This window comes from Roseovarius sp. (genome assembly GCF_965228755.1).
In the GTDB taxonomy this organism is placed as follows: Bacteria; Pseudomonadota; Alphaproteobacteria; order Rhodobacterales; family Rhodobacteraceae; genus Roseovarius.
In genome coordinates this window covers 21,521-45,624 of sequence record NZ_CBDDIG010000005.1, presented here as the reverse complement: position 1 = coordinate 45,624, position 24,104 = coordinate 21,521, and the positions used below count along the sequence as shown (strand labels likewise).

Sequence of the window (24,104 nt, the reverse complement as noted above, 5' to 3'; positions counted from 1 at the left end):
GATGCCCCTGCCCGCCAAATTGATTCCAACATTGGAACGATAGGGAAAGCCGGCGGTTTGTCAAAGCGGCCGGGCGGGCTGTTGCGCCTCCGCCGTGGCCTTGCGGAGGATGCGCCGGAGCGCTGTCAGCATGTCGTCAAGCCCGGCGCAGGGGATGGCGCCGGTCTCGGCGATCTGGGGCGTCACGTCGGCCGGCAGGTCGGAGTTGGAGTTCTCGGGGATCTGGTTCAGCTTGCCGCCGATCAGGACGGGGAGGTCGAGGCCGCGGCGGGCGAGTTCGTCCATGACCTTGCAGGCATAGCCCAGCGCGATGCCGTTATAGGTGCTGATGGCGATGACGTCCGCCCCGGCCTGCACGGCGCGGTCGACCAGCACCTCGGCATCCAGGGCGACGCCCGCGTCGAGCACCTCGGCCTCCAGCCCGTCGAGCGCCCGGCTGACGAGATAGGCGCCGTGCTCGTGCACGTCGGTGGTGCCGATGGTCACGCGGAGGGGGGCGAGCGGGCCGTCCTTTGCCCGGGCGCGGGCGACCCAGTCGGCGGCCATCTCGTCAAGCTCCTCGGCCCAGTCGGCGGGCACGAGGGGCGTGCGGCGGGCTTGCGTCTGGGCGCCCTGCCCCCAGAGCGCCTCCATCCGCTTGGCGCCCAGCCGGCGGATGGCCAGCATGAGCGCCGCCGGGTCGCCCGTGTCGACGCCGCGATCGGCCAGCCCGGCAAGGGCGGTTTCGGCGAAGCGGCGGCCGCCCTCGACCAGTTGGGTGGCGACCGTGTCGATCCGGGTGCGGTCGATCAGGGCGGCGTGGGCCGGAGCGTGCTCGGCCAGCCTTGCGGCAAAGGTCTGGGCGTCGAGGATCTCGTCGACATCGGGGATGCGCAGGTTCTCGGTCACCGGCACGGGGTTGATGGCGTGGCCGGTATGGGCGCGGGTCAGCGCGCCGATATCGGCCAGCAAATAGCTGGCGAGGCTGGCATAGTTGGCCGCGGGTGTGCCGCGATAGGCGACGGTGTTGCCGAAGAGCATGGTGCCGGGCGTCGTGACCTCGCGCGCCAGCGCCTCGAGAAAGGCGGCGCGGGTCAGGGGCGAGGAGAAATGGTGGCCGAAGCAGAAGGAGGCGCTGGCGCCGATCAGGTCCTCGACGATGTGCTTCTCGATCAGCATCATGCCGAAGGCGCTGGTCATGTCGAGGAAGAGCCCGGCGAAGCCGTCATCGAGGTTGGAGTGGACGAGGATGTCGGCCTCCTGCGCGGCGATCAGGCCGAGGGCGGTGACGGTGGCCTCGGTGGTGGCGACGTCGTCGTCCCAGTATGGCAGGCGGAAGGTGAAATACTGCCCCATGTTGCCGATCGAGGTGGCGCCCGCGACCAGCGCGGCCTGCACGTTGTGGAGCGCGCCGGGCAGGCCCAGCATGAAGTCGCCGAAATGCGCGGCGGCGGGGCTGGCATTGGTGATGCGGGCGAAATCCTGCGGGTCGGTCAGCACGATGCCGGTGCCGCGGCCCGCGTCCTTGCGGCGGTCGGGCGGGTAGCCCATGGACCAGTCGAGGGTGATGCCGAACCGGTCGATCCGCACGTCGCGTTTCAGGGCGGAGGCGTGCAGGTCGGCCATGGCGGCGACGGTGCGGTCGATGCTGCGGAAGCCGATATGGGCGTGCTGCATGATGCGGCCCTCGGCGGCCTTGCGGCGCTTGTAGGCGGCTTCCGAGGCGACCCCCTCGGTGTCGAGGAAGAGGCAGGTGCCCAGCGGCCAGTCGGCGGCCATGCGGCGTCCGTTGGCAAGGAGGTCGGCGCCGGGGCGCATCTCCGGGGCTGTCAGCGCGGGCTCGGGGGTCATCGGGCGGCTCCGGTCGGGTGGGGTATCATGGTGCGGTTGGCTTGGGAGGGTGGAAACGGGGACGTGAAAACCCTATCAGGCGGGGAGGACGAGACAAGCATCGGGGCTGGCACAGGTGGCGCGGCCCAAGGCAGGGAAAGGCGGATAGAGGCATGAAACTTGGGGTGATCGGCGTCGGGCATCTGGCGGGGGCGGTTCTGAAAGGCCTGCTGAACGGCGGTGTGGCGGCAGGGGATGTGTGCCTGTCGCCGCGCGGGCGCGGGCCGGAGATGGCGGAGCGGTTCGGGTTCGGGCTGGCCGAGGACAACGCCGCGCTGGTGGAGGCGTGTGATGTGGTTTTGCTGGCGGTGCGGCCCGGCGATGCGGCGGAGGTCGTGCGCGGCCTGCCGTGGCGCGAGGGGCAGGTGCTGATGTCGGCCTGTGCCGGGGTGCGGATTGACCTTCTGGCTGAGGCGAGCGCGCCGGCGGAGGTGGTCAGGGTGATGCCGATCACCGCCTCGGAGCTGGGCGCGAGCCCGACGATCGTCTACCCGATGCGGGCGGAGGTGGCCCCCTACCTGGAGGCGATCGGCACGCCGATCCCGCTTGAAAGCGAGGAGCAGTTCGAGACCGCCACGGTCAGCGCCGCCGTCTATGGCTGGGCGCAGGCGATGATCCGGACGGGCACGGAATGGGGCATCGCCAACGGGCTCGACCCCGCGGCGGCGCGGCAGTTGATGGCGCGGACCTTCGTGGCCTCGGGGCGGATACAGGGCGAACAGGACGCGCCGATGGACGACATCCTTGCCAGCCTGTGCACCCCCGGCGGGATCACCGAGGCGGGGCTGCGCCATATCGAGGCGGAAGGCGTGCCGGAGGCGTGGGCGGGGGCCTGCGACCTCGTGCTGCGGAAGCTGCGCGGGCAGGCCTGAGGCGGGTGTAAGCCACTGGCGACGCGCCGGTTTCTCCCGCCTGCCCTGCCCTCGCGGTGACGGCATGGGCACGCGCTAGTCGTGCCCGATCGAGAAGTTGTTGCCGGCCTTGTCCTGCCCGCTGACGAGGTAGAGCGGGCGGACGCCGTAGCCTTGCGCGGGATGCTTCTTGCCGATCTCGGCACCCAATTTGTGATCGTAGAGCGAAGTCGCGGGCATCAGCCGCACGATGAAGGCGGCGCGGCGCTTGTCGGTGCGGTTCGCGCTGGAGCCGTGGATCATGTAGACATCGTGGAACGACACCTGACCCGCCCGCAGGATCAGGGGCTCGGCCTTGTCCTCGTCGAAATACTCGGAATCGGTGACGAGGTTGATGGTCTTGTCGTCGCCGTCCTTCCAGGAATGGTTGAATAGCTCGTGCGCCTTGTGGGAGCCGGGGATGAATTTCATCGGGCCATTCTCGGGGGTGACGTCATCCAGCGGGATCCACATGGTCAGGGTTTCGAGCGGGCGGATCGGGTAGTAGCCGCCATCCTGGTGCCACGGGGTTTCCTTGCCGTTATGGGCGGGTTTGCCGAAGACGGTGGTGCCCCAGAGGATGATGTCGTCGCCGATGAGCTGGCGGGCGATGGCCATCAGTTCCGGCTGGGTCGCGAAGTCGAGCCAGCGTTCGGAGCCCTTGATGCCCATCGAGCCGCCATTGGTCTGGTGCGGGGCGAGGATGATGTCGGATTCCACGTGCGGATTGCGGTCGAGGAGGTCGTCGTATTCCTGGCGCATCTCGGCGATGAGGTCCTGGGGAATCTCCCATTTCGGGACGATCCAGCCCTTCTCGCGATACTGCTGCAACTCGGCGTCGGAGAGCAGAACACTCTGATCTACCTGTGAATTTTCCGTTGTGGTCATGGGGATCTCCGGTTGGTGGATTCTCTGTCCGCAATTCTGTCGACAGCTTTGCGGACGAGATTGACGGCCGAGGGTCATTCTGTCAACGATGGGATGGCTGATCGGGAGGTTGCATGGCGAAGGCGGCGGCGGGCACGGTGGACATGGCGTATGAGCGGTTGCGGGACCGGCTGGTGGCGTTCGATGTCAAGCCGGGGGCGCGGCTGAACGAGTCGGAGATTGCCGCCGATCTGTCGATGAGCCGGGCGCCGATCCGGGAGGCGCTGAACCGGCTGGTGGCGGACGGGATGGTCAGCCTGGAGCCCGGGCGGGGGTTCTTCTGCCGGAAGCTAAGTGTCCGGGAAATAACGGATTTATACGACGTCAGGCTGGATCTGGAGACCGGCGCGCTGGTGGTGGTTCTGTCGTCGGCCACGGATGCGGAACTGGCCGCGTTCGTGGGCAAGTGGCGGGCGGAACTGGCGCGCGGGGAGAGCCTGTCGCTGGACGAGCTGGTGAGCGCCGACGAGGCCTTTCACCTGGAGCTGGCGGCGATGGCCGGGAACGGGCCGAGGATGAAATTTCTCCATAATATCAATGACCGGATCCGGTTCGTGCGCCGGATCAACCTGGAGGCGCCGGACCGGAACGGGGAGGCGCTGGCGGAGCATGCAAGGCTGCTGGAGGCGATCGCGGTCAGGGACTGGAAAACCGCCGTCGAGACCCTGCGGGAGCACCTGGCGCGGTCGACCGACGAGGTGCTTTTGATGGTGCAGAGGGCGCTGGCGCGGATCTATGCGGACGACGTGGCCTGACCGATTGCGGGACGTCGGTATCGCGTCGGTATTACGTCGGTATTGCGTCGGTGTTTCCTGCGGCGCTTTTTGAGGTGGGGGCCGATTGCCGCATCGCCCGCGGGCCGGTGCCGAAGCGCGCCTTGAAGCTTCGGCTGAACCACGACAGCGACTGAAATCCGCAGGCGAAGGCGATCTCGGACAGCGGGAACCGGGTTCTTTGGACGAGGTCGCTGGCGTGATCGAGCCGTAGGCCGAGATAGCAGGCCGCCGGGGACTGCCCGGTCTCGGCCCGGAAGAGGCGGGAAAGGTGGCGCACCGAGACCCCGGCCCGGCCGGCGACCTGCGACAGGCTTAGCGGAAACTCGATATTGGCGGCCATGGCTTCGACCGCACTCGCGACGACCGGGTCGGCGAATTTACCCTGCGGCTGGTTGCGGTCGTGGATGGCCAGATCGAGCACGTTGTCGGCCATGTCGCGCCCGGCGATGGTGGCGATCAGGTCGAGGGCGAAATCGGTCGTGCCGAGGGAGCCGGGCGAGGTGATGAACCGGCCGTCCCGCTCGACCAGCGCGCTGGTGAACTCGGTCTCGGGGTAGCGGCTGCGCGCGAGCGCGAGGTCGTCCCAGTGGAGGGTGGCGCGGCGGCCGCGCAAGAGCCCGGCCTCGGCCAGCGCGATGGTCCCGGTATCGACGCCGCAGATGCGGGCGCGGTGCCGTTCCTGCACTCGCAGCCAGTTCAGCACTTTCGGGTCGAGATGGCTGAACGGGCGGTAGGAGGCGCAGGCGACCGCGACATCGACAGTTCCGGCGTCGTGCAGGGCGGCATCGACTGGCTGGGCCTTTCGGTTGCTGGCGAGGACCGGCTGCCCGTCGGCGCTGAAGAGCCGGGTGCGGAACATGTCGGGCTTCCTGAGCTGGGAGATGCGCAGAAGCTCGGTCAGCAGGGTGAGAACGAGCTGCGAGAATTCGGGGATCAGGACGACCCCGATGACGGTGGGACGCGGCGATGGCATGGGCGGGTTCGGGGCGGTTTCCGGGTCTATGGCCTGAAACTTAAAATATTTGGCCGGATCGGGCAAGTATTCGCGCCGGGGCCGCCGCAGACAGGGAGGAGACGCGGCACGAACCAGAGGGGTGGCCCCAATGACCAGCATTCCAATCATTCACTTGAACGACGTCCAGTCGGACGACCCTGCCATCCGCCGAGAGGTGGTGGAGACGGTGCGGCGGTCCTGTACCGAGATCGGTTTTCTTTACGTCGACGGGCATGGCGTGGCGCCGGAGATCATCGCCCGGATGCGCGGGGCGGTGGTCGAGGTGTTCGACCAGCCCGCCCCCGTGAAGGCAGCGCACCGGATCACGCCCGGGGATTACCGGGGGTACATTCCGCTCGGGTTCTTCACGCCGGCCTCGGGCGATGCGGCACCGGACCAGTACGAGGGGTTCAAGCTGCATCTCGACGTGGCCGCCGACGACCCGCTGCGCGAGGATTGCGACCTTTACGGCCCGAACCTGTGGCCCGAGGGGCTGGAGGGCGCGAAGGCGGCCGTGGCGGAGTATTGGGCGGCGCTGGACCGGGTGGCGGACCGGCTGTTGCGGGTGTTCGGGCTGGCGTTGGGCAGGGAGGAGGGGTTTTTCCTGCCGTTCTTCCGGCAGCCGCTGACCGGCATGACGTTGCTGCATTACCCGGCGATGGACGGTGCGTCGGGCGGGTTCGGCATTCACCCGCACAAGGACAGTTCCGCCTTCACGATCCTCTATCCCGATCCGGTGGGCGGGTTGCTGGTGCAGACGCGCGGCGGCGACTGGATCGAGGCCGAGGCGCCGGAGGGGGCGTTCATCGTGAATATCGGCGACGTGCTGGAGCACTGGAGCGGGGGCGTGTTCAAATCGACCCCGCACAAGGTCATCAACCGGAGCGGACGGGAGCGCTATTCCTTCCCGTATTTCGCCACGCCGCGTTTCGACGCGGTGATCGAGCCGGCGGGGGCAAGGAGCGAAGGCTATGACCGGCAGGCCATCAGGATGGAACGCTGGCACCGGGCGATCATCGCGGGGAACTGGCCGGATTCGGCGCCGATCGACGCGGATATCGACCCGCGCATCGTGTAGACCGGACGGCAGACAGGAGTGAGAGACATGCAGACACTTGAGGGGAAGACCGCGATCGTGACCGGTGCCTCGGCGCCCAGCGGTATCGGCCGGGCCACGGCGCTGGAGTTGTCGAGGGAAGGGGCGCGGGTTGTCGTGACGGACATTGCCGGGAAGGCGGCGGACGGGACGGCGGAGAAGCTTGACCTGTTGCAGGCGTTGGCGGAGCAGATACGCGGCGACGGCGGGGAGGCGCTGGCGCTGGAAGTGGACGTGACGAAGGGCGCGGATGTTGCCGTGTGCATGGCGCGCACGGTGGAGGCGTTCGGGGGGCTCGATATCCTGGTCAACAATGCCGCGTCGCTTGTCGGGACGGGGGCGTTCATCGACAGCCGGCCCGAGGACTGGACACTCAGCTACGAGGTGAACCTTCTGGGGGTGGTCCTGATGTGCCAGGCGGCGATCCCGCTTCTGCGGGCGCGGGGCGGGTCGATCATCAATATCGGGTCGACCGGCAGCCTTGGGGCCGAGCCGGGCTTTGGCGCCTATACGACGATGAAACACGGGCTGATCGGGCTGACCAAGACGATCGCGTCGGAGCATGGGGTGGACGGAATCCGGTGTAACGCGGTCTGCCCCGGCTATACGGAGACCGACATGCACATGGCGGTGAACGAGCGGCTTTCGCGCGAGCAGGGCCTTGCGATGGAGGAGGTCAAGGCGCAGCGCTATGCTGCCGTGGCGCTTCGGCGGGCGGGTCGGCCGGAGGAGGTTGCGAAGGCGATCGCCTACCTGGCCGGGCCGGCCTCGGGCTACGTGACCGGCGTGGCGCTGCCGGTGTCGGGCGGGGTGCCCTGCGGGATCTAGGGCGCGTCAGCGGTTCTTGCGTCTGGTTCCGCGGTCCCATGTGGTTTCGGTCACCCCCGCCTCGCGCAGGGGGAATTTCTGGATCTTGCCGGTCTGGGTTTTCGGCAGGCTTTCGGCGCGGTCGAGGTAGCGGGGGATCATGAAGGCGGGCATGCGGGGGGTGAGGAAGTCGATGAGGGCATGCGGTTCCCACGCGGCGCCGGGCCTGAGGACGAGGACGGCCATCACCTCCTGCTCGGTATCGGCCGAGGCGACCGGGATGACCGCGCATTCGAGCACCGAGGGGTGGGCAAGGATCTGTTGTTCGACCTCCATGGAGGAGATGTTCTCGCCCCGTCTGCGGATGGCGTCCTTGACCCGGTCGACGAAGGCGAAGTTGCCGGCGTCGTCGCGGACCAGCATGTCGCCGGTGTGGAGCCACTGGTTGCGCCAGGCCTTGGCCGTCCATTCCGGGTGGTTCCAGTAGCCTGCCGACATGATCCAGGGGCGTTTGGCGCGCACGATGGCTTCGCCGGGGGTGCCGTTGGGGACCTCCTCGTCATCGGCGTCGACGAGGCGGACCTCGTAGCGGTCCTCGGCCACGCGGCCGCAGGTTTTCGCGTCGTGCAGGTCGAAGCCCGAGCGCGTGGGGCAGTTCATCTCGGTCCCGCCCCAGGTGGTGGAGACGCGGCAGGCGAAGCGGCGTTTGAACTCCTCGACCTCGGGGATGAGGGGAACCATGAGCAGGCGGTCGAGCGGGGTGTCGGCGTCGGACGGGGTTTCGGGCTGGCGGTAGAGGAAGCTTGCCATGGCGCCGAGCAGGAAGGAGGTGGTGGCGCCGTGGCGGCGGATGTCGTGCCAGAAGCTGTCGGTGTGGAAGCCGCCCTGGACGACGGCGGTGCAGCCGGCGATGCAGGCGGCGTAGACCACGGCGAAGCGGCCGGCGATGTGGAAGAGCGGGATCGGGGCGAAATAGGTGTCGGTGTCGCGGAGGGCGAGCATCTCGGTCACGCCGAAGGCGTATTCGTAGACATGGGCGTGGGTCATCATCGCGCCCTTGGAGGGGCCGGTGGTGCCAGAGGTGTACATGACCGCCATGATGTCGTTGTAGCGGGGGCCTGCGCCGGTGAAGGGGGTGTCGGCGTAGAGGTCTGCGAGGGGGAGGATGTCGAAGCGGTCGAGGCCTTCGGGCAGGTCGCCCTCGCCGGTGACGATGAGGCGGGTGAGGTGGTCGAGGCGGTCGGCGATGGGCGGGAGGCGGTCGAGGAAGTCGGTGTGGATGACCATGTCGCGGGCGAGCGAGTCGTTGATCATGTAGGCGAGGATGTCGCCGAGGTAGTGGTTGTTGAGCGGCACCTCGACGATGCCGGTGCGGGCCAGCGCGCACCAGAGGTCGATCACCTCGATCCCGTCGGGGAGCATGCTGAGGATCGTCTCGCCCGGCGCGGGGCCGAGGGTTGAGAGGCCTTGGGCCAGCCGGGCGGAGCGGTCGCCCATCTCGGCGTAGGTGTAGTTCCGCTCCGGCGTGGCGATCCATGTGGCATCGGGCCGGTCGGCGATGCGGCGGGCCAGGACGGTGGCGAGGTCGCGCTCGCGGAGGGGGTCGGCAAGGGGCTCGGCGGGCGCCATGGGCCCTAGCGCCCCTTGAATTTCGGCGGGCGCTTTTCGGAGAAGGCGCGGATCGCTTCGCCGTAATCCTCGGTATAGATCAGGTTGGTGATCGTCTGCTTTTCCAGCTCCAGCGCGGTTTCGAAATCGGCGTCGACCACGCGTTGCAGCATCCGCTTGTGGGCGACGGTGGCGAGCGGCGCGCGGGAGATGATGCGGCGGGCCATGGCCTCGGCCGCCGCCTCCTCCTCGCCGTCGGGGACGAGCTTGTTGACGAGGCCGATGCGGTGGCCCTCGGCCGCGTCGATGAATTCGCCGGTCAGCACCAGTTCGCGGGCCTTGTTCATCCCGACGATCAGCGGCAGCAGCTTGGAGGCGCCGCCGGTGATGGTCATCCCGGCGTTGGATTCGGGGAAGCCGAAGATGGCGCTTTCGGCGGCGACGACGAGGTCGCTGTCGATCGCCACCTCGAAACCGGCGCCGACGGCATAGCCGCGCACGCAGGCGATGACCACCTTGCGGGCGGCGCGGATGATGCGGGGGATTTCCTGCAGGTTCTCGGTGATGTCCTCGACGATGTCGAGGATCGGGTGGATCTCGCCGCTCTGGATCTGGGGGTATTCCTCCATCGCGACCTTGAGGTCGTCGCCGACGCTGAACGCCTCGCCATGGCTGCCGATGATGATGGCCTTGACCTCCGGGTCGGCGGAGGCCTCGCGCAGGACCTCGACGAAGCGGCGCACCTCGGGCGGGTCGAAGGCGTTGAGCACTTCGGGCCGGTTGAAGCGGATCCAGCCGATCCCGTCCTTCACCTCGTATTGCAGTCTGGTCATTCGGAGCCTCCCTCGTGCCGGCGCGGTCGGGCGGGCCGGTCCTGTTCTACCGGCACAGGATTGCCGAAGGCCGGGCGCCGATCAAGAGGCATGGCGCGGGGCAGTTGACCGGTGGCCCGGTCGCGCCCTAGGGTACAGGTATGAACAAGCTGGGATATGCCGATACAGGGGACGAGTTGATCGGCGCGCCGAAATCGGTGCGGATCGCCGGGGTGTTGGAGCGCGAGATCATGTCTGGGCAGCTGGGCCGGGGCGAGGCGCTGGAGAGCGAGAACGCGCTGGTGAAGCGGTTCTCGGTCAGCCGGAACACGGTTCGGAAGAGCCTGGAGATCCTGAGTGGCAAGGGGCTGATCACCACGCGGAGCGGGATCGGGTCGTTCGTGACCTATGGCGGGCGGACGATCGACGACCGGCGGGGGTGGAGCGTGGCGCTGGCCTCGGGCGGGGAGGAGATCGGGACCCGGGTGCTGCGCATCGAGCGGGGCGCGATGGACCTGCCCGACGCGCCGGAGGACGTGCGGGGCGACTGCCTGATGGTGGACCGGCTGCGGTTCCGGGTGGCCACCGGGCGGGCGGTGTCGCTGGAACGGAGCCGGGTGCCGTGGCGGGCGGGGTTCGGGGATATCCTGCGCGACGGGCTGACCAACGGGTCGCTGACGGACACGCTGCGCGAGCGGGGCTTGCGGGTGGCGAAGGGGGATGAATGGGCGAACGTGCTGGCCGCGTTGCCGACGGAGGATGCCGCGGTGCTGGGCCGGCAGGCGGGCGAGCCGATGCTGCTGCTCCGGCGGCTGACGCGGGCGGCGGATGACAGCGTGATCGAATACGTGCGCAGCGTGCTGGACCCGGAGCGGTTCGGCCTGCACATGCGGTTCTGAGGGGCATGGGCGTGGCGGCGGATCAGCGGGACCGGGCCCTTGGCGCCCTTCTGGGGCTGGCAATGGGCGATGCGCTGGGGATGCCGGGGCAGACCTTGTCGCGGGCCGAGATCGGGCGGCTTTACGGGCGGATCGAGGGGTTCGTGGCGCCGGTGGCGGATCATCCGGTGTCGCACGGTCTGGTGGCCGGACAGGTGACGGACGATACCGAGCAGGCGCTGCTGCTGGCGCATCGGCTGATCGCGGGGGCCGGGCGGATCGACGAGGCGGCGCTGGCGCGGGATCTGCTGGACTGGGAGGCGGATGTGAAGGCGCGGGGGCTGCGCGACCTGCTGGGCCCGTCGACGAAGGCGGCGCTGGACGCGATGCTGGCCGGGACGCCGGCGGCGGAGGCCGGGCGGGGCGGCACCACCAACGGCGCGGCGATGCGGATCGCGCCGGTGGGGATTGCGACGGCCCCTGCCCCGGTCAGCGCGCTGGTGGACCGGGTCGAGCAGGCCTGCCGGATGACGCATTTTACCGGCGAGGCCGTGGCCGGGGCGGCGGCGGTGGCGGCGGTGATCAGCGCGGGCGTCGAGGGGCGCGGGTTCGAGGCGGCGCTGGACTTGGCGCTGGAGGCGGCGGGCGAGGGTCAGACGCGCGGGCATGGTGCCGGGGTGGATGACATGGCGCGGCGGATCGCGGCGGCGCTGGAGTATGCCGCCGAGGGGCCCGCGCCGGAGGCGTTTGCCGACCGGGTGGGCAATTCGGTGGCGACGCACCAGTCGGTGCCGGCGGCGTTCGGGCTGGTGCGGCTGGCGGGGGGCGACCCGTGGCGGGCCGGGCTGCTGGCGGCGAATATCGGGGATGACACGGACACGATCGGGGCGATTGCCTGTGCCATGGCCGGGGCCTGTGCCGGGGCGGGCGCGATCCCGGCCGAGGCGCGGCGGGTGCTGGAGGGGGCGAACCGATTGGAGTTGTACGATGTGGCGGAGGGGCTGCTGGCCCTGCGGGTGGCCGAGGCCCCTGCCCCGCTCAGGGCGGCCGGGCCATGAGCGGGGGGCTGTTGCAGTTGTCGGGCGTGGTGGTGGACCTGATCTACCGGGTCGAGGCGCTGCCGCGGTCGGGGGGCGAGGCCATCGTGACGGGGTTCGACATGGCGCCGGGCGGCGGGTTCAACGCCATGGTGGCGGCGCGGCGGGCCGGGATGGCGGTGCGCTATGGCGGCGGGATCGGCAGCGGACCGTTCGGGGAGATGACGCGGCGGGCGCTGGCGGCGGAAGGCATCGAGGTATTGCGGGAGGTGGATGAGGCGCGCGACCAGGGGTGCTGTACGGTGATGGTGGAGCCCACGGGCGAGCGGAGTTTCGTGGCCAGCGAGGGCGCGGACGGGCAGTTGGGGCGGGAGGCTTTGGAAAGGGTTCTGGGCGTACCGCATGACTGGGTTCTTCTGTCGGGATATGCGTTGCATTACAAGGGGATGGCGCCGGCGTTGGACGCGTGGCTCGAGGGGGAGGTGGACGGGTTCGTCTTCGACCCCTCGCCGGTGGTGGCCGCCCTGCCCCGAGGTCTGGTGATGCGGGCCTGTGAGCGGGCGGCGTGGGTGAGTGCGAATGCCGTGGAGGCGGAGGTGCTGACCGGGCATGGCGACCCGGTGGCGGCGGCACGGGCGCTGGCGGCGGGCAAGCGCGGGGGCGGTGCGGTGGTTCGGCTGGGGGCCGAAGGCTGTGTCGTGGCGAGCGCGGAGGGCTGCGAGGCGGTGGCGGCGCACGCGGTGGCGGTGGTGGATACGAACGGCGCCGGCGATACGCACCTGGGCAGTTTCATCGCCCGGTTGGCGCAGGGCGCCGGGCCGATGGAGGCCGCGCGCTATGCCAACGTGGCGGCGGCCTTGTCGGCCACGCGGTACGGGCCGGCGACGGCGCCGGGACGGGCGGAGGTTCTGGCCGCGATGGCGCGGACGGAGCCGGTGTGAGAGATGACGGAATAACAGCGAAGACCAACAACAAGGGAGACAAGGACCATGACCAAGAGACTGATCTGTGCGGCCGCGATGGCCGCGATGGCGGGTGCCGGGGCGGTGCAGGCCGAGGAAATCCGGGTGCTGAACTGGCAGGGCTACGGCACCGACCTGGACTGGGCGGTGGAGGCGTTTACCGAGGAGACCGGGCATACGGTGGTGCACGAGTATTTCAACTCGGAGCAGGAGATGCTGACCAAGCTGCGGACCAATCCGGGCGCCTATGACGTGGTGCTGATCAACGCGGCCTTTACCCCGCAGGCGCAGGAGGAAGGGCTGATCGCGCCGATCGACAAGGAGAAGATCGCGAACCTTGCGGATGTGCCGGCGGACATGGCGGAGAACCAGGACCTCAACGCCGATGGCGAGATGTACGGCGTGCCGTGGACCTGGGGGCTGACGGCTTACGCGTTCAACACGCAGGCCTTCGAGGAGGCGCCGACGAGTGTCGAGGTGTTCTGGGACGAGGCGCATGAGGGCCGCGTGTCGATCCGGGACGATGCGCTGGAGGCGGTGCAGTTCGCGGCGATCGCCACCGGGCAGGACATCAACGATATCGGCGACATGGAGGCCATCGAGGCGAAGCTGACCGCGCTGATGCCGCAGATCAAGACCTACTGGGGCTCGGAGAATGACTGGAACCAGTTCATGGCGGCGGGCGAGCTGGACGTGGCGACCTATTGGTCGGGCTCGGCCAGCCGGTCGATCGCCAGCGGGCTGCCGGTGCAGTTCGTGGTGCCGGAGGAAGGCGCCGTGGGCTGGCTGGACGGGCTGTCGATTCCGGAAAGCTCGACCAAGATGGACGCGGCGCATCAATTCATCGACTGGATGATCGACCCGGAATTCTACGTGAAATGGGCCGAGGAAGGGGCGCCCGCGTCGGCCAATGCCAAGGCGGCGGAGGCGTTGCCGGAGGATGCGTTCAACCGGCAGGTGCTGGGCGATCCGGAGGTCGTGGCGCGGGTGCAGTTCCAGCGGCCCGTGTCGGACGAGGACCGGGAGGCCTACCTGGCGCTGTGGCAGAAGCTGAAGGCGGCGCAATAGGCGGCCGGGCCGGGCGACGGGGGGCGTGAGCATGGCGGGCGGCACGGCGATCGGCGGTGCGCGGGCCGGGCTGATTGCCCTGCTGTCGCCGGCCTACCTGTGGCTGACAGCGGCGATCTTCCTGCCGCTGTCGGCCATGCTGTTCTTCAGCCTTGTCACGGAGTTGCCCTTCGGCGGGGCGGAGTGGGCGTTCACGCTGGAGAATTACCGGGCGTTCTTCGAGACGCCGACCTATGCCACGCTGTTGTGGAAATCGGTCCGGCTGGGGCTGATCGTGACGGTGGTGTGCCTGTTGGTGGGGTTTCCCTGTGCCTACGTGCTGGCCAAGGCGATAAGGGGGCGGGCGCGGGAGGCGTTGTTCCTGCTGGTGATCCTGCCGTTCTGGTCGAACTCGCTGGTGCGGATCTTCTCGTGGGCGATCGTGCTGCGGGGGAACGGGGTGCTCGACCTCGGGCTGAACGCGCTCTTGCCCTTCGAGGTGGATGTGAGCCTGATGTTCACCACCCATGCTATCGTGATCGGGCTGGTGCATTCCTACCTGCCTTACGTGATCCTGACCTCGTACCTGGCGTTGCAGGCGATCGACGACAACCTGATCGACGCGGCGCGGTCGATGGGGGCCGGGAAGCTGACGATCCTGTGGCGGCTGATCCTGCCCTTGTCGCTGCCGGGGCTGGTGGCGGGCGCGGTGCTGATCTTCGTGCCGGTGGTGGGCGCGTTCATGGAGCCACGCATCCTTGGCGGGCGGGTCGGCACCTATTACGGCACGGTGATCGAGGACCAGTTCGTGGCGGTCTATAACTGGCCGCTGGGGGCGGCGCTGTCGTTCATCCTGTTGGCGGTGGTGCTGTTCATCCTCGCGGTGGCGAGCCCGATGCTGAAAAGGGCGCAGGCATGAGCGGGGCGATGCTGGCACGGCTGGGCAAGGTGTGGCTGGGGCTGATCCTCGTGTTCCTGTACGCGCCGATCCTTGTGATGGCGGCGATGTCGTTCAATGCCTCGCCCTATTACCAGTTGCCGTTCGAGTTCACGCTGGAGTGGTACGAGAAGCTGAGCGAGAACCGGGGCATCCTGCGGGCCGCCGGGCGGTCGGTGGGCATCGCGATGGTGACCACGGTGATCGCGACGGTGCTGGGCACGGCGGCGTCGCTGGCGCTGTTCCGGTACGAGTTCCGGGGCAAGGCGGTGCTGCGGGTGCTGCTGTTTCCGCCGATTGCCATTCCGTGGCTGATCACCGGGACGGCGATGCTGGTGTTCTTCTTCGGCATCGGGCTGGGCCGGGGGACGCCGGCGGTGATCGTGGGGCACGTGGCGCTGGCGCTGCCCTATGTGATCGTGGTGGTGACCGCGCGGCTGGCGACGTTCGATCCGACGCTGGAAGAGGCCGCGCGGGTGCTGGGCGCCGGGGGCTGGACGGTGACGCGGCGGGTGACACTGCCGTGGATCGCGCCGGGGATCATCGCCGGGGCGCTGTTTGCCTTCGCCATCAGCTTCGACCAGTTCGTGGTGTCCTATTTCCTGTCGGAGCCGGGGGACAGCACCTTGCCGGTGGTGATCTACACGGCGATCCGCAAGGGGTTCACGCCCGAGATCAACGCGGTCTCGACCCTGATCATCGTGGTGTCGATGGCGGTGATGCTGGTGGCGGCGCGGTTTTCGAATTTCGGGGGAGAGCGGTAATGGCGCGGGTTTCGGTGGAGGGAATCGTCAAGCGGTACGGCACGGTTGCCGCGCTGGACGAGGTGAGCCTCGACTTCGAGGATGGCGGGCTGTTCGCGCTGCTGGGCCCGTCGGGGAGCGGGAAGACGACGCTGTTGCGGGCGATTGCCGGCTTCGTCTTTCCTGACCGGGGGCGCATCCGGATCGGGGATCAGCCGGTGGAGCGGGTGCCGGTGGAGAAGCGCGATATCGGGATGATGTTCCAGAACTACGCGCTGTTTCCCAACATGAGCGTGGCCGACAACGTGGGCTTCGGGTTGCGGGTGCGGAAAGTGGGCGCGGCCGAGGAGCGGCGCCGGGTGGGCGAGGCGCTGGAGCTGGTGCAGCTCGAGGGGTTCGGCGGGCGCAAGCCGCACGAGCTGTCGGGCGGGCAGCGGCAGCGGGTGGCGCTGGCGCGCGCGATCGTGACCAACCCGCGCGTGCTGCTGCTGGACGAGCCGTTGTCGGCGCTGGACAAGGCGTTGCGGGTGGACATGCAGTTCGAGCTGCGGCGGATCCAGCGGGAGATCGGGATCACCACGATCCTGGTGACCCATGACCAGGAGGAGGCGCTGACCCTGTCGGACCGGATCGGGATCTTGCGCGACGGGCGGCTGGTGCAGGCCGGGCCGCCGAGGGAGGTGTATGACGCGCCGGCCGACCTGTTCGCGGCAACCTTCCTGGGCGAGGCGAATATCCTGCCCGGGGTCGGGGCCGGTCTTGTCGCGCCGGAGGGCGCGGCGCCCGGCGCGGTGCTGGCGGTGCGGCCCGAGGCCATCGCGATGACGCGGACCGAGCCGGAGGGGGCGGGCCTGTCGAGATGCGCGGGCGTGCTGGAACGGCGGGTGTTTGCCGGGGCGATGGCGACCTGTCTTGTCAGGCGCGAGGATGGCGGGGAGATGAAGGTGGTCTCGCGCGATCAGGACATTCCCGCCGGGCTGGCCGAGGGCGAGCTTGTGTGGCTGAGCTGGCCGGTGGAGAAGACGCTGGTGATACCGGCGGGGGCGCAGGCGGGGGCCGGCTGAGGCGCCGCCTGCGAGGTTGGCTTCAGGTCGACAGGAACGCCGCGATGCCGGCCTCGGCCACGTCGCGATCCTGTGCCGGGGTGCCGGAGCTGACGCCGATGCCGCCCACGACGGTGCCGTCGACCACCACGGGCAAGCCGCCGCCCACCACCATCAGCCGGCCCGAGATGGCCGAGGCGATGCCGTAGGCGGGCGCGCCGGGCTGGCTGGCCTCGCCGTATTCATGGGTGGCTTTTTTCGCGCCGGAGGCGGTGAAGCTCTTGTCGATGGCGATGGTGATCGAGGTGACCTTGCCGCCATCCATACGCTCGAAGGCGATGAGGTTGCCGCTTTCGTCGGTGATGGCGATGCACATGGGCACGCCGATTTCGTTGGCCCTGGCGCGGGCGCCGGCGAGGAGCTTGCCGGCGTCTTCGAGGTCGAGGCGGGTGACGGTCATCATGGAATGGTGTCCTTTCAGCTGGCCTTGGCCGCGCGCCGGGCGGCGTGCAGCAGGGGTTCGGTGTAGCCCGAGGGCTGTTCGGTGCCCTTGAAGATCAGGTCATGCGCCGCGGTGAAGGCCGGCCCGTCGAAGCCGGGGGCCATGGGGGTGTAGGCCGGGTCGTGGGCGTTCTGGGCGTCGACCTTGGGGGCCATGCGCTTGAGCGAGGCTTCGACCTCGTCCGCGGAGGCGATGCCGTGCAGCAGCCAGTTGGCGAGGAACTGCGAGGAGATGCGCAGGGTGGCGCGGTCTTCCATCAGGGCCACATCGTTGATGTCGGGCACCTTGGAGCAGCCGATGCCCTGGTCGACCCAGCGGACCACGTAGCCGAGGATGGACTGGCAGCAATTGTCGAGCTCGTGCCGGACCTGGTCGGCGGAGAGGTTGCGGCCGGTCATCAGCGGGAGGGTCAGGAGATCGTCGCGGGAGGCTTTCTGCCGCGATTTCATCTGCTCTTGAAGGGCCGCCACGTCGACATGGTGGTAATGGGTGGCGTGGAGGGTGGCGGCGGTTGGCGACGGGACCCAGGCGGTGTTGGCGCCGGCGCGGGGGTGGCCGATCTTGGCCTCGAGCATCTCGGCCATTTCGTCGGGCTTGGCCCACATGCCCTTGCCGATCTGGCCGCGGCCCGCCATGCCGGCGGAGAGGCCCGCATCGACATTGCCGGCCTCGTAGGCGGCGAGCCACTTGGATTTCTGCATCTCGCCCTTGGGCACGACGGGCCCCGCCTGCATGGAGGTGTGGATCTCGTCGCCGGTGCGGTCGAGGAAGCCGGTGTTGATGAAGACGCAGCGGTTCTTCACGGCCTCGATGCAGGCGAGCAGGTTGACGGAGGTGCGGCGTTCCTCGTCCATCACGCCGATCTTGACGGTGTGGCGCGGCAGGCCGAGCAGGTCTTCGACGCGGCCGTAGAGGGTGTCGGTGAAGGCCACTTCCTCGGGCCCGTGCATCTTGGGTTTGACCACGTAGACGGAGCCCGCGCGGGAGTTGCGCGGGCCGTCCTTGCCGAGGTCGTGCATGGCGGCGGCGACGGTGACGGCGGCGTCGAGCATGCCCTCGGGGGTCTCGGCGCCGTCCATCAGCACGGCATCGGTGGTCATCAGGTGGCCGACGTTGCGCACCAGCAGCAGGGCGCGGCCCGAGTGGGTGACGGTTTTGCCCTGCGGGTCGGTATAGGTGACGTCAGGGTTGAGGCGGCGGGTGACGGTCTTGCCGCCCTTCTCGAAGCTGTCCTCGAGATCGCCGCGCATCAGGCCGAGCCAGTTGGCGTAGGCGAGGCACTTGTCCTCGGCATCCACGGCGGCGACGGAATCCTCGCAATCCTGGATGGCGGTGAGGGCGCTTTCGAGTTTGACGTCGGCAATGTTGGCGGGGTCGTCCTTGCCGATGGGAGACTTGGGGTCGATGACCAGTTCGATGAGCAGGCCGTGGGCGGTGAGGAGGACGTTGCCGCTGTCGGTGTGGCCGGCGAATTGGTCCGGGTCGGAGAGTTGGGTGGTGGTGTCACCGAGGGTGATGGAGAGTGTGCCATCCGCGACGGAGAGCGCGGTGACATCGGCCCATTTGCCTTGCGCCAAGGGCGTGACCGCGTCGAGATGGGCGCGGGCCCAGGCGATGACCTTGGCGCCGCGGTCCGGATCGTAGCCGTCGCCCTGCGCTTCGCCCTCGATCACGTCGGTGCCGTAGAGCGCATCGTAGAGCGAGCCCCAGCGGGCGTTGGCGGCGTTGAGCGCGAAGCGGGCGTTCATCACCGGCACGACAAGCTGGGGCCCGGCGATGGAGGCGATTTCGGGGTCGACGTTTTGGGTTTCGACTGTGAAGGGGGCGGGATCGGGCAGGAGGTAGCCGATCTCGGTCAGGAAGTCGCGATAGGCGGCGGGGTCGTGGGGCTGGCCCTGGCGGGAGGTGTGCCAGTTGTCGATCTGTTCCTGCAGTTTCTCGCGCTTGGCGAGAAGGGCCGCGTTTTCCGGCGCGAGGTCGCGCAAGAGCTCGGCATAGCCCGACCAGAAGGCGTCGGGCGTGACGCCGGTGAGGACTTCGTTCTCGATCAGTTTTGCAAGCGGTTCGGCCACGGAGAGCCCGTGGCGGTCTACATACGCGGTCATTTTTCATCCTCCGTTGCGTTGCGTCACGCCTAGCGCAGGCCTTGCAGGCTTGTAAGAAACGGAAAAATATTTTCCATTGTATGGAAAGGTATACCGAATGGGCACTCAGACCACCGAAGGGGTTCAATCCGTCGCGCGTGCGCTTGGCCTGCTGAAGATCCTCAGCCGGCATGACGAGGGCGTGCGCGTGAGCGACATGGCGCGGGAATCGGGGCTGGCAGTGTCGACGGCGCACAGGCTTTTGACGACGCTGGAGCTGCAGGGGTTTGCGCAGTTCGATCCGGAGCGGGCGTTGTGGCATGTCGGGCGGGAGGCGTTCGCGGTGGGCGCGGCGTTCGGGCGGCGGCACAATTTCGTGGCGCCCGCCCTGCCCTACCTGCGGCGGCTGCGGGACGTGACGCGGGAGACGGCGAACCTTGGCATTCTCGACAATGACGAGCTGGTGACGATCAGCCAGGTGGAAAGCCGCGAGATCATGCGGGCGATCTCGCCCCCCGGCGGGCGGGTGCCGGCGTTTTGTTCGGGGATGGGCAAGGCGATTTTGGCGACGTGGGAGGATGCGGATATCGCGGCGTTTGCCGCGCGCACCGGCTTCCGGCCGCAGACGGGGCATTCGCACCGGGGGCTGGAGACGGCGATGGCAGATATCGCGCGGATCAGGGAGAGAGGCTTTGCGCTGGACGACGAGGAGCACGTGACCGGGCTGCGCTGTGTCGCGGCGGTGGTGTGGTCGCCGCAGGGCGAGGCGGCCTGTGCGATCTCGGTTTCCGGGCTGGCGGCACGGCTGCAGGACGACCGGATCGGGGCGATCGGCGAGACGGTGGCGCGGGCGGCGGCGGAGCTGACGGCGAAGCTGGGCGGGGTGGCGGCGCCGGGGTGATCAGGCCGGGGTGATCAGGTGGGCGCCATGGCGGAGGTGGCGCGGATGATGAGCTCGGGCGGCAACGCGAGGCTTTGGGCCGGGGTGTCGCCGGTGATCATCTCCGTGATGGTTTCGGCCGCGCGGGCGCCGATGGCGCGGGCCGGGATGCGGACGGTGGTCAGCGCCGGTTCGAAATCCTGCGAGCCGTGGAAATCGCCGATGCCGGTGACGGTGACGTCGCCGGGCACGGAAATGTCCAGCCGGGCGAGCGCGTGCAGCGCGCCCCAGGCCAGCACGTCGTTGCCGCAGACGATGGCGGTGGGGCGGCGGGGCGCGGCCATGAGCTCGGCCACGGCCTGCTTGGCGTCGGCGACGCTGTAGGGGGTTTCGCGTTGCAGGATCTCGGGGTCGCCGCCATGGGCGCGCAGGCCGTCGGTGAGACCCTGAAGCCGCTGGGCGGCGCGGTCATTGCCGTGGAGTGGCGGGAAGACCGCCGCGATATGACGGTGGCCGAGGGACGCGACATGGGTGCCGATCAGGTGGCCCGCGCGGTAATTGTCGGAGCCGACGCAGGGCAGCGGCGCGTCTTCGGCGTAGTTCCACAGAAGCAGGGCCGGCGTGTTCTGTTGGGCCAGAAGCTCGTAGGTGTCGGTGGCGTGGTCGAGGCCGATCAGGGCGATGCCGTCGACCCGGTGTTCGAGCATCTTGCGGGTGAGGGCATATTCGCGGTCGAGGCTGTAGCCGTGGGAGGCGAGCAGGATGGTGAAGCCCGTCTCCTCGACCGCGTCGGAGAAGCTCTGGATCAGTTCGGCGAAGATCGCCTGGTCGATGGTGGGGACGATCAGGCCGATGGTGCCACTGCGGATGCCGTGGATCGTCTGGGCCGCGCGATTGCGGATATAGCCCAGCCGGCGGACCGCCCTGTCGATGCGTTTGCGAGTCGAGGGCTTGACCAGGTCGGGGTGGTTGAAGGAGCGCGAGACTGTCGAGGGGGAGACGCGGGCGGCCTTTGCAACGGCGAGGATATCTGCCTTTTTCTCATTCATTTCCGATGGTTGCCCCGTGTATTGACGCCTATTTATGAAAACATTTGCATTACTATTTTCATCTCTTACCGTGGAGCGTCAACCACAATGCGTTTTGGGAGGAGGGCTGCGTGGAGTTCCTGGCGTATATGGGTGACGTGTTCACGCCGATCAATTTCGGCCTGCTGCTGATCGGGACGATCGGCGGGCTGATCCTTGGCGCGACGCCGGGCCTGTCGCCGACGATGGCGGTGGCGCTGCTCATTCCGTTCACCTTCCGGCTGGACGCGACGCAGGGGCTGGTTCTGCTGGGCGCCGCCTATACCTCGACCGTCGCGGGCGGGGCGGTGAGTGCGATCCTGCTGAAGATCCCCGGGGCGCCGGCGAACATCGCCACGACGCTCGACGGGCACACGATGGCCAAGAAGGGCGAAGGGGCGCGGGCGTTGCAGCTGTCCTTCGTGGCGTCGGCCGTGGGCGGGGTGTTCGGGGTGCTGCTGCTGATCTTCCTGACGCCGGTGCTGGCGAAATGGGCGCTGGCCTTCGGGCCGTCGCACCTGTTCTGGCTGGCGATCCTGGGGGTGACGGTGATCGGGTCGCTCGATTCCAGTTCGGTGGTGAAGGGGCTGCTGGCGGGGTGCATCGGGCTGTGGCTGTCGACCATCGGCTTCGACGACATCATGGGCGCCCAGCGCTTCATCTTTCATTCCAGCGTGTCGGGGGGCATCAACGTGATCCCGGCGCTGATCGGGCTGTTCGCCATTCCGCAGGTGATCTCGATGTTCCTGAAGGGCCGGCGGGAGCGGGAGGCGGAGGTGCTGAGCGTGCGGCGGCACCCGATCACCGAGGCCATCCGCGAGGTGTTCCGCCGGTCGCGGGCGCTGACCATCGGGACGCTGACGGGCTCGTTCATCGGGCTGATCCCCGGCGTGGGCGGGCAGATCGCGGGGCTGGTGGCCTATGACCAGTCGCGCCGGATGAGCCCGGAGAGCCGCAAGTTCGGCACCGGGCACAGCGAGGGGGTGATTGCCGCCGAGAGCGCCAACAACGCGATGGTGGGCCCGTCGCTGGTGCCGCTGCTGACGCTGTCGATCCCCGGCTCGCCCACGGCGGCGGTGCTGTTGGGCGGCTTGCTGATCCACGGGATCTTCCCCGGCAGCGACCTGTTCGAGAACTACCCGGACGTGGCGTGGACCTTCATCAACTCGATGCTGGTGGGGCAGATCCTGATGTGCGTCTTCGGGCTGTTGGTGGCCGGGCTGGCGGCGCGGGTGGCGCAGGTGCCGAATGCGGTGATGGCGGCGGTGGTGCTGGGGCTGGCGGTGTTCGGCAGCTACTCGGTTCAGAACTCGATGGGCGATGTTTACGTGATGATGGCGCTGGGGACCGGCATGTTCTTCCTCGAGCGGTTCGGGCTGTCGGCGGCGCCGCTGGTGCTGGGGCTGATCCTTGGGCCGATTGCCGAGGCGAATTTCATTCAAGGTCAGATGATCGCCAACGCGACGTCGAGCACCGGGGCCTATTTCTTTACCGGGCTGCTGAACCTGACGCTGATCGGGCTGGTGGTGGCGTCTGTCGCCTACTCGGTCTGGATGGAGCTTCGGCAGCGGCGCTACACCACCAAGGAAGACGCCATCGTGAGAGGGGAGACCCTGCCATGAGCGACCTGCCCCGCACACAGCATATCGTGGCCAGCGGCCTGATCGCCGCGGTGGGGATCGGCGTGGCCTATATCAGCTACACGTCCGAGCCGGCGCGGGCCTTCCTGTTTCCGCGGATCATCTCGACCGCCTTCGTGGTGCTGGCGCTGTGGACCTTCGGCAAGGCCGTGCTGGGCAAGACGAAGGTGGGGATCGGCCTGTCGGCGGAGGCGCTGCGGAACATCCTGCCGGGGCTTGTCGTGGCGCTGGTCTATGTCTTCTGGGCGGCGCAGGCGCTGGGGTTCTACACCGCGTCGGGCATCGCCTTTTTCCTGCTTCTGTCGCTTTACGACCCGGCGCCGCATGACGCGGTGCGGACATGGGTCAAGCGCATCATTGTCACCGCGGGTTTCGTCGCGGTGATGTACGGCCTCTTCGCGGTGCTGCTCAACGTCTACACGCCGCGGGAGATATTCCTCTGAACCGCAACAGCGGCAGAGATCACATCCAAGGGAGGAAACCCCATGAAGACCCTTTTCGCAGCCGCGTCCATCGCCTTGATGGGCCTGACCGGGGCCGCAGCCGCGGACTCGGCCGAGAACTACCCCGAACGCCCGTTGATGCTGATGGTCAGCTATGGCGCGGGCGGCGCCACAGATTTCCAGGCGCGGATCGTCACGATGACGGCGGGCAACGAGGATGCGCTTGGCATGCCCATGGCGATCGTCAACAAGCCCGGCGCGGGCGGGCGTGTCGGCTGGAACTGGCTGGCGACGCAGGCCGAGGCCGACGGCTATACGCTGGGCGCCTACAACATCCCGCATTTCATCGCCCAGTCGATCGAGGGCGGGGTGGAATACAGCGCCGACAGTTTCGAGCCGATCGCCAACTGGGGCGCCGACCCGGCGGTGTTCGTCGTGGGCGCGGACAGTGAGTTCAACTCGATGGAGGACGTGATCGCCTACGCCAAGGAGAACCCCGGCGGGCTGACCTTCTCGGGCGCGGGGCTTTACGTGGGGCACCATATCGCCGCGCTGCAGCTTGAGAAGGCGGCCGGGGTGAAGCTGGCCTATATTCCCAACAACGCGGGCGGCGCCGGGGCCATGAAGGCGGTGATCGCGGGCGAGGTTCTGGGCGGGGTCAACAACCTGTCGGACGCGTTTCGCGCGAAAGAGGCGGGGAACGTGAAGATTCTCGGGGTCTTCGACACCGAGCGGAGCGACTTCCTGCCCGACGTGCCGACGATGCAGGAGCAGGGCTTCGACATCGACAATACCAGCGTGAACTTTCGCGGTGTGATGGTGCCCAAGGGCACGCCGCAGCCGATCATCGACAAGCTGGCCGAGGTGGTGCCGACGATGTTCGAGAATTCGCGCGTGGCCGACAAGATGAAGGCCGGCGGCTCGCCCATGCACGTGATGACGCGGGACGAGGTGATCGAGATGTGGAAGGCGCGGGAAGCGACGCTGAAGGAGCTTCTGGCCGGTCTCTGAACCAGCAATGCGGGGTGCGCGGGACGGCCTGCGCGCCCCGGCTTACGGAAA

Annotated in this window: 23 protein-coding genes; 15 read left to right on the top strand and 8 right to left on the bottom strand. The window is 68.4% G+C overall.

All coding sequences use genetic code 11. The annotated features are described in order from the left end of the window. Positions 1 to 60: 60 nt before the first annotated feature. Positions 61 to 1,830, bottom strand: a complete 1,770-nt coding sequence (locus ACO07J_RS03575) for a cobalamin-dependent protein (protein WP_422026385.1) — start codon at positions 1,828 to 1,830, stop codon at positions 61 to 63. 152 nt (positions 1,831 to 1,982) lie between these two features. Here ACO07J_RS03575 and ACO07J_RS03570 point away from each other — a divergent pair, with 152 nt between their 5' ends. Further along, on the top strand, positions 1,983 to 2,741 hold the full coding sequence (locus ACO07J_RS03570; protein WP_422026383.1) for a pyrroline-5-carboxylate reductase family protein: 759 nt from the start codon (positions 1,983 to 1,985) through the stop codon (positions 2,739 to 2,741). Positions 2,742 to 2,816: 75 nt separating this feature from the next. Here the strand turns inward: ACO07J_RS03570 and ACO07J_RS03565 are convergent, their stop codons facing one another. Then, on the bottom strand, positions 2,817 to 3,647 hold the full coding sequence (locus ACO07J_RS03565; RefSeq protein WP_422026381.1) for a phytanoyl-CoA dioxygenase family protein: 831 nt from the start codon (positions 3,645 to 3,647) through the stop codon (positions 2,817 to 2,819). A gap of 113 nt (positions 3,648 to 3,760) precedes the next feature. Between ACO07J_RS03565 and ACO07J_RS03560 the strand changes: the two genes are divergently transcribed. Further along, positions 3,761 to 4,441, top strand: a complete 681-nt coding sequence (locus tag ACO07J_RS03560; protein ID WP_422026379.1) for a GntR family transcriptional regulator — start codon at positions 3,761 to 3,763, stop codon at positions 4,439 to 4,441. A 31-nt stretch (positions 4,442 to 4,472) separates the two neighbouring features. On the opposite strand, the gene ACO07J_RS03555 is transcribed toward ACO07J_RS03560, so the two are convergent. Beyond that, the gene (locus ACO07J_RS03555; protein ID WP_422026377.1) at positions 4,473 to 5,435 is read right to left on the bottom strand and encodes a GlxA family transcriptional regulator; all 963 of its coding nucleotides are present in this window, start codon (positions 5,433 to 5,435) and stop codon (positions 4,473 to 4,475) included. Positions 5,436 to 5,565: 130 nt separating this feature from the next. Between ACO07J_RS03555 and ACO07J_RS03550 the strand changes: the two genes are divergently transcribed. Together ACO07J_RS03550 and ACO07J_RS03545 are read left to right on the top strand one after the other, a co-directional pair. Further along, positions 5,566 to 6,534, top strand: a complete 969-nt coding sequence (locus ACO07J_RS03550; protein ID WP_422026375.1) for an isopenicillin N synthase family dioxygenase — start codon at positions 5,566 to 5,568, stop codon at positions 6,532 to 6,534. Positions 6,535 to 6,561: 27 nt separating this feature from the next. Next, positions 6,562 to 7,380, top strand: a complete 819-nt coding sequence (locus ACO07J_RS03545; protein ID WP_422026373.1) for an SDR family NAD(P)-dependent oxidoreductase — start codon at positions 6,562 to 6,564, stop codon at positions 7,378 to 7,380. A 6-nt stretch (positions 7,381 to 7,386) separates the two neighbouring features. Here the strand turns inward: ACO07J_RS03545 and ACO07J_RS03540 are convergent, their stop codons facing one another. Both ACO07J_RS03540 and ACO07J_RS03535 read right to left on the bottom strand, forming a co-directional pair. After that, positions 7,387 to 8,988 (bottom strand): AMP-binding protein, encoded by a 1,602-nt coding sequence (locus ACO07J_RS03540; protein ID WP_422026371.1) that lies wholly within the window; start codon positions 8,986 to 8,988, stop codon positions 7,387 to 7,389. A gap of 5 nt (positions 8,989 to 8,993) precedes the next feature. Next, entirely contained in the window at positions 8,994 to 9,800 is an 807-nt protein-coding gene (locus ACO07J_RS03535) for an enoyl-CoA hydratase/isomerase family protein (RefSeq protein ID WP_422026369.1), read from the bottom strand. A 140-nt stretch (positions 9,801 to 9,940) separates the two neighbouring features. On the opposite strand from ACO07J_RS03535, the gene ACO07J_RS03530 reads away from it, so the two are divergent. Genes ACO07J_RS03530 through ACO07J_RS03500 form a run of 7 tightly spaced genes read left to right on the top strand, consistent with a single transcriptional unit; the run spans position 9,941 to position 16,447 of the window. Beyond that, on the top strand, positions 9,941 to 10,678 hold the full coding sequence (locus tag ACO07J_RS03530; RefSeq protein WP_422026367.1) for a GntR family transcriptional regulator: 738 nt from the start codon (positions 9,941 to 9,943) through the stop codon (positions 10,676 to 10,678). A gap of 11 nt (positions 10,679 to 10,689) precedes the next feature. Next, positions 10,690 to 11,715, top strand: a complete 1,026-nt coding sequence (locus tag ACO07J_RS03525; RefSeq protein WP_422026365.1) for an ADP-ribosylglycohydrolase family protein — start codon at positions 10,690 to 10,692, stop codon at positions 11,713 to 11,715. Further along, positions 11,712 to 12,635 carry a PfkB family carbohydrate kinase gene (locus ACO07J_RS03520; RefSeq protein WP_422026363.1) on the top strand — a complete coding sequence of 308 codons (924 nt, stop codon included), beginning with the start codon at positions 11,712 to 11,714 and terminating at the stop codon, positions 12,633 to 12,635. The genes ACO07J_RS03525 and ACO07J_RS03520 overlap by 4 nt, the downstream gene beginning before the upstream one ends. Positions 12,636 to 12,683: 48 nt before the next feature. Then, the gene (locus ACO07J_RS03515; protein WP_422026361.1) at positions 12,684 to 13,724 is read left to right on the top strand and encodes an ABC transporter substrate-binding protein; all 1,041 of its coding nucleotides are present in this window, start codon (positions 12,684 to 12,686) and stop codon (positions 13,722 to 13,724) included. A gap of 31 nt (positions 13,725 to 13,755) precedes the next feature. Then, positions 13,756 to 14,622 carry an ABC transporter permease gene (locus ACO07J_RS03510; protein ID WP_422029691.1) on the top strand — a complete coding sequence of 289 codons (867 nt, stop codon included), beginning with the start codon at positions 13,756 to 13,758 and terminating at the stop codon, positions 14,620 to 14,622. After that, positions 14,619 to 15,404, top strand: coding sequence for an ABC transporter permease (locus tag ACO07J_RS03505; RefSeq protein WP_422026359.1), 786 nt, complete (start codon positions 14,619 to 14,621; stop codon positions 15,402 to 15,404). The genes ACO07J_RS03510 and ACO07J_RS03505 overlap by 4 nt, the downstream gene beginning before the upstream one ends. Continuing rightward, entirely contained in the window at positions 15,404 to 16,447 is a 1,044-nt protein-coding gene (locus ACO07J_RS03500) for an ABC transporter ATP-binding protein (RefSeq protein ID WP_422026357.1), read from the top strand. Before ACO07J_RS03505 ends, ACO07J_RS03500 begins: the two co-directional genes overlap by 1 nt. Positions 16,448 to 16,469: 22 nt before the next feature. On the opposite strand, the gene ACO07J_RS03495 is transcribed toward ACO07J_RS03500, so the two are convergent. After that, positions 16,470 to 16,889 carry a GlcG/HbpS family heme-binding protein gene (locus ACO07J_RS03495; protein WP_422026355.1) on the bottom strand — a complete coding sequence of 140 codons (420 nt, stop codon included), beginning with the start codon at positions 16,887 to 16,889 and terminating at the stop codon, positions 16,470 to 16,472. A gap of 14 nt (positions 16,890 to 16,903) precedes the next feature. Continuing rightward, entirely contained in the window at positions 16,904 to 19,033 is a 2,130-nt protein-coding gene (locus ACO07J_RS03490; RefSeq protein ID WP_422026353.1) for a malate synthase G, read from the bottom strand. 97 nt (positions 19,034 to 19,130) lie between these two features. On the opposite strand from ACO07J_RS03490, the gene ACO07J_RS03485 reads away from it, so the two are divergent. Then, entirely contained in the window at positions 19,131 to 19,913 is a 783-nt protein-coding gene (locus ACO07J_RS03485) for an IclR family transcriptional regulator (RefSeq protein ID WP_422026351.1), read from the top strand. Between the two features lie 14 nt (positions 19,914 to 19,927). On the opposite strand, the gene ACO07J_RS03480 is transcribed toward ACO07J_RS03485, so the two are convergent. Next, complete coding sequence (locus ACO07J_RS03480) at positions 19,928 to 20,941, bottom strand: LacI family DNA-binding transcriptional regulator (RefSeq protein ID WP_422026349.1); 1,014 nt, start codon at positions 20,939 to 20,941, stop codon at positions 19,928 to 19,930. A 128-nt stretch (positions 20,942 to 21,069) separates the two neighbouring features. Between ACO07J_RS03480 and ACO07J_RS03475 the strand changes: the two genes are divergently transcribed. The 3 genes from ACO07J_RS03475 to ACO07J_RS03465 are packed head-to-tail and all read left to right on the top strand — an operon-like array spanning position 21,070 to position 24,053. Beyond that, positions 21,070 to 22,581: a tripartite tricarboxylate transporter permease gene (locus ACO07J_RS03475; RefSeq protein WP_422029689.1), complete on the top strand. Its 1,512-nt coding sequence runs from the start codon at positions 21,070 to 21,072 to the stop codon at positions 22,579 to 22,581. Further along, positions 22,578 to 23,042, top strand: coding sequence for a tripartite tricarboxylate transporter TctB family protein (locus tag ACO07J_RS03470; protein ID WP_422026347.1), 465 nt, complete (start codon positions 22,578 to 22,580; stop codon positions 23,040 to 23,042). Before ACO07J_RS03475 ends, ACO07J_RS03470 begins: the two co-directional genes overlap by 4 nt. A 42-nt stretch (positions 23,043 to 23,084) precedes the next feature. Next, positions 23,085 to 24,053 (top strand): tripartite tricarboxylate transporter substrate binding protein, encoded by a 969-nt coding sequence (locus tag ACO07J_RS03465; protein ID WP_422026345.1) that lies wholly within the window; start codon positions 23,085 to 23,087, stop codon positions 24,051 to 24,053. Positions 24,054 to 24,104 lie beyond the last annotated feature (51 nt).

Coding starts and splice junctions, on each gene's coding strand:
- ACO07J_RS03560 (WP_422026379.1), top strand. CDS start 3,761: ATGGCGAAGGCGGCGGCGGGCACGGTGGACATGGCGTATGAGCGGTTG.
- ACO07J_RS03480 (WP_422026349.1), bottom strand. CDS start 20,941: ATGAATGAGAAAAAGGCAGATATCCTCGCCGTTGCAAAGGCCGCCCGC.
- ACO07J_RS03465 (WP_422026345.1), top strand. CDS start 23,085: ATGAAGACCCTTTTCGCAGCCGCGTCCATCGCCTTGATGGGCCTGACC.
- ACO07J_RS03540 (WP_422026371.1), bottom strand. CDS start 8,988: ATGGCGCCCGCCGAGCCCCTTGCCGACCCCCTCCGCGAGCGCGACCTC.
- ACO07J_RS03495 (WP_422026355.1), bottom strand. CDS start 16,889: ATGATGACCGTCACCCGCCTCGACCTCGAAGACGCCGGCAAGCTCCTC.
- ACO07J_RS03555 (WP_422026377.1), bottom strand. CDS start 5,435: ATGCCATCGCCGCGTCCCACCGTCATCGGGGTCGTCCTGATCCCCGAA.
- ACO07J_RS03575 (WP_422026385.1), bottom strand. CDS start 1,830: ATGACCCCCGAGCCCGCGCTGACAGCCCCGGAGATGCGCCCCGGCGCC.
- ACO07J_RS03505 (WP_422026359.1), top strand. CDS start 14,619: ATGAGCGGGGCGATGCTGGCACGGCTGGGCAAGGTGTGGCTGGGGCTG.
- ACO07J_RS03470 (WP_422026347.1), top strand. CDS start 22,578: ATGAGCGACCTGCCCCGCACACAGCATATCGTGGCCAGCGGCCTGATC.
- ACO07J_RS03515 (WP_422026361.1), top strand. CDS start 12,684: ATGACCAAGAGACTGATCTGTGCGGCCGCGATGGCCGCGATGGCGGGT.
- ACO07J_RS03490 (WP_422026353.1), bottom strand. CDS start 19,033: ATGACCGCGTATGTAGACCGCCACGGGCTCTCCGTGGCCGAACCGCTT.
- ACO07J_RS03510 (WP_422029691.1), top strand. CDS start 13,756: ATGGCGGGCGGCACGGCGATCGGCGGTGCGCGGGCCGGGCTGATTGCC.
- ACO07J_RS03500 (WP_422026357.1), top strand. CDS start 15,404: ATGGCGCGGGTTTCGGTGGAGGGAATCGTCAAGCGGTACGGCACGGTT.
- ACO07J_RS03550 (WP_422026375.1), top strand. CDS start 5,566: ATGACCAGCATTCCAATCATTCACTTGAACGACGTCCAGTCGGACGAC.
- ACO07J_RS03530 (WP_422026367.1), top strand. CDS start 9,941: ATGAACAAGCTGGGATATGCCGATACAGGGGACGAGTTGATCGGCGCG.
- ACO07J_RS03545 (WP_422026373.1), top strand. CDS start 6,562: ATGCAGACACTTGAGGGGAAGACCGCGATCGTGACCGGTGCCTCGGCG.
- ACO07J_RS03485 (WP_422026351.1), top strand. CDS start 19,131: ATGGGCACTCAGACCACCGAAGGGGTTCAATCCGTCGCGCGTGCGCTT.
- ACO07J_RS03565 (WP_422026381.1), bottom strand. CDS start 3,647: ATGACCACAACGGAAAATTCACAGGTAGATCAGAGTGTTCTGCTCTCC.
- ACO07J_RS03475 (WP_422029689.1), top strand. CDS start 21,070: ATGGGTGACGTGTTCACGCCGATCAATTTCGGCCTGCTGCTGATCGGG.
- ACO07J_RS03535 (WP_422026369.1), bottom strand. CDS start 9,800: ATGACCAGACTGCAATACGAGGTGAAGGACGGGATCGGCTGGATCCGC.
- ACO07J_RS03570 (WP_422026383.1), top strand. CDS start 1,983: ATGAAACTTGGGGTGATCGGCGTCGGGCATCTGGCGGGGGCGGTTCTG.
- ACO07J_RS03520 (WP_422026363.1), top strand. CDS start 11,712: ATGAGCGGGGGGCTGTTGCAGTTGTCGGGCGTGGTGGTGGACCTGATC.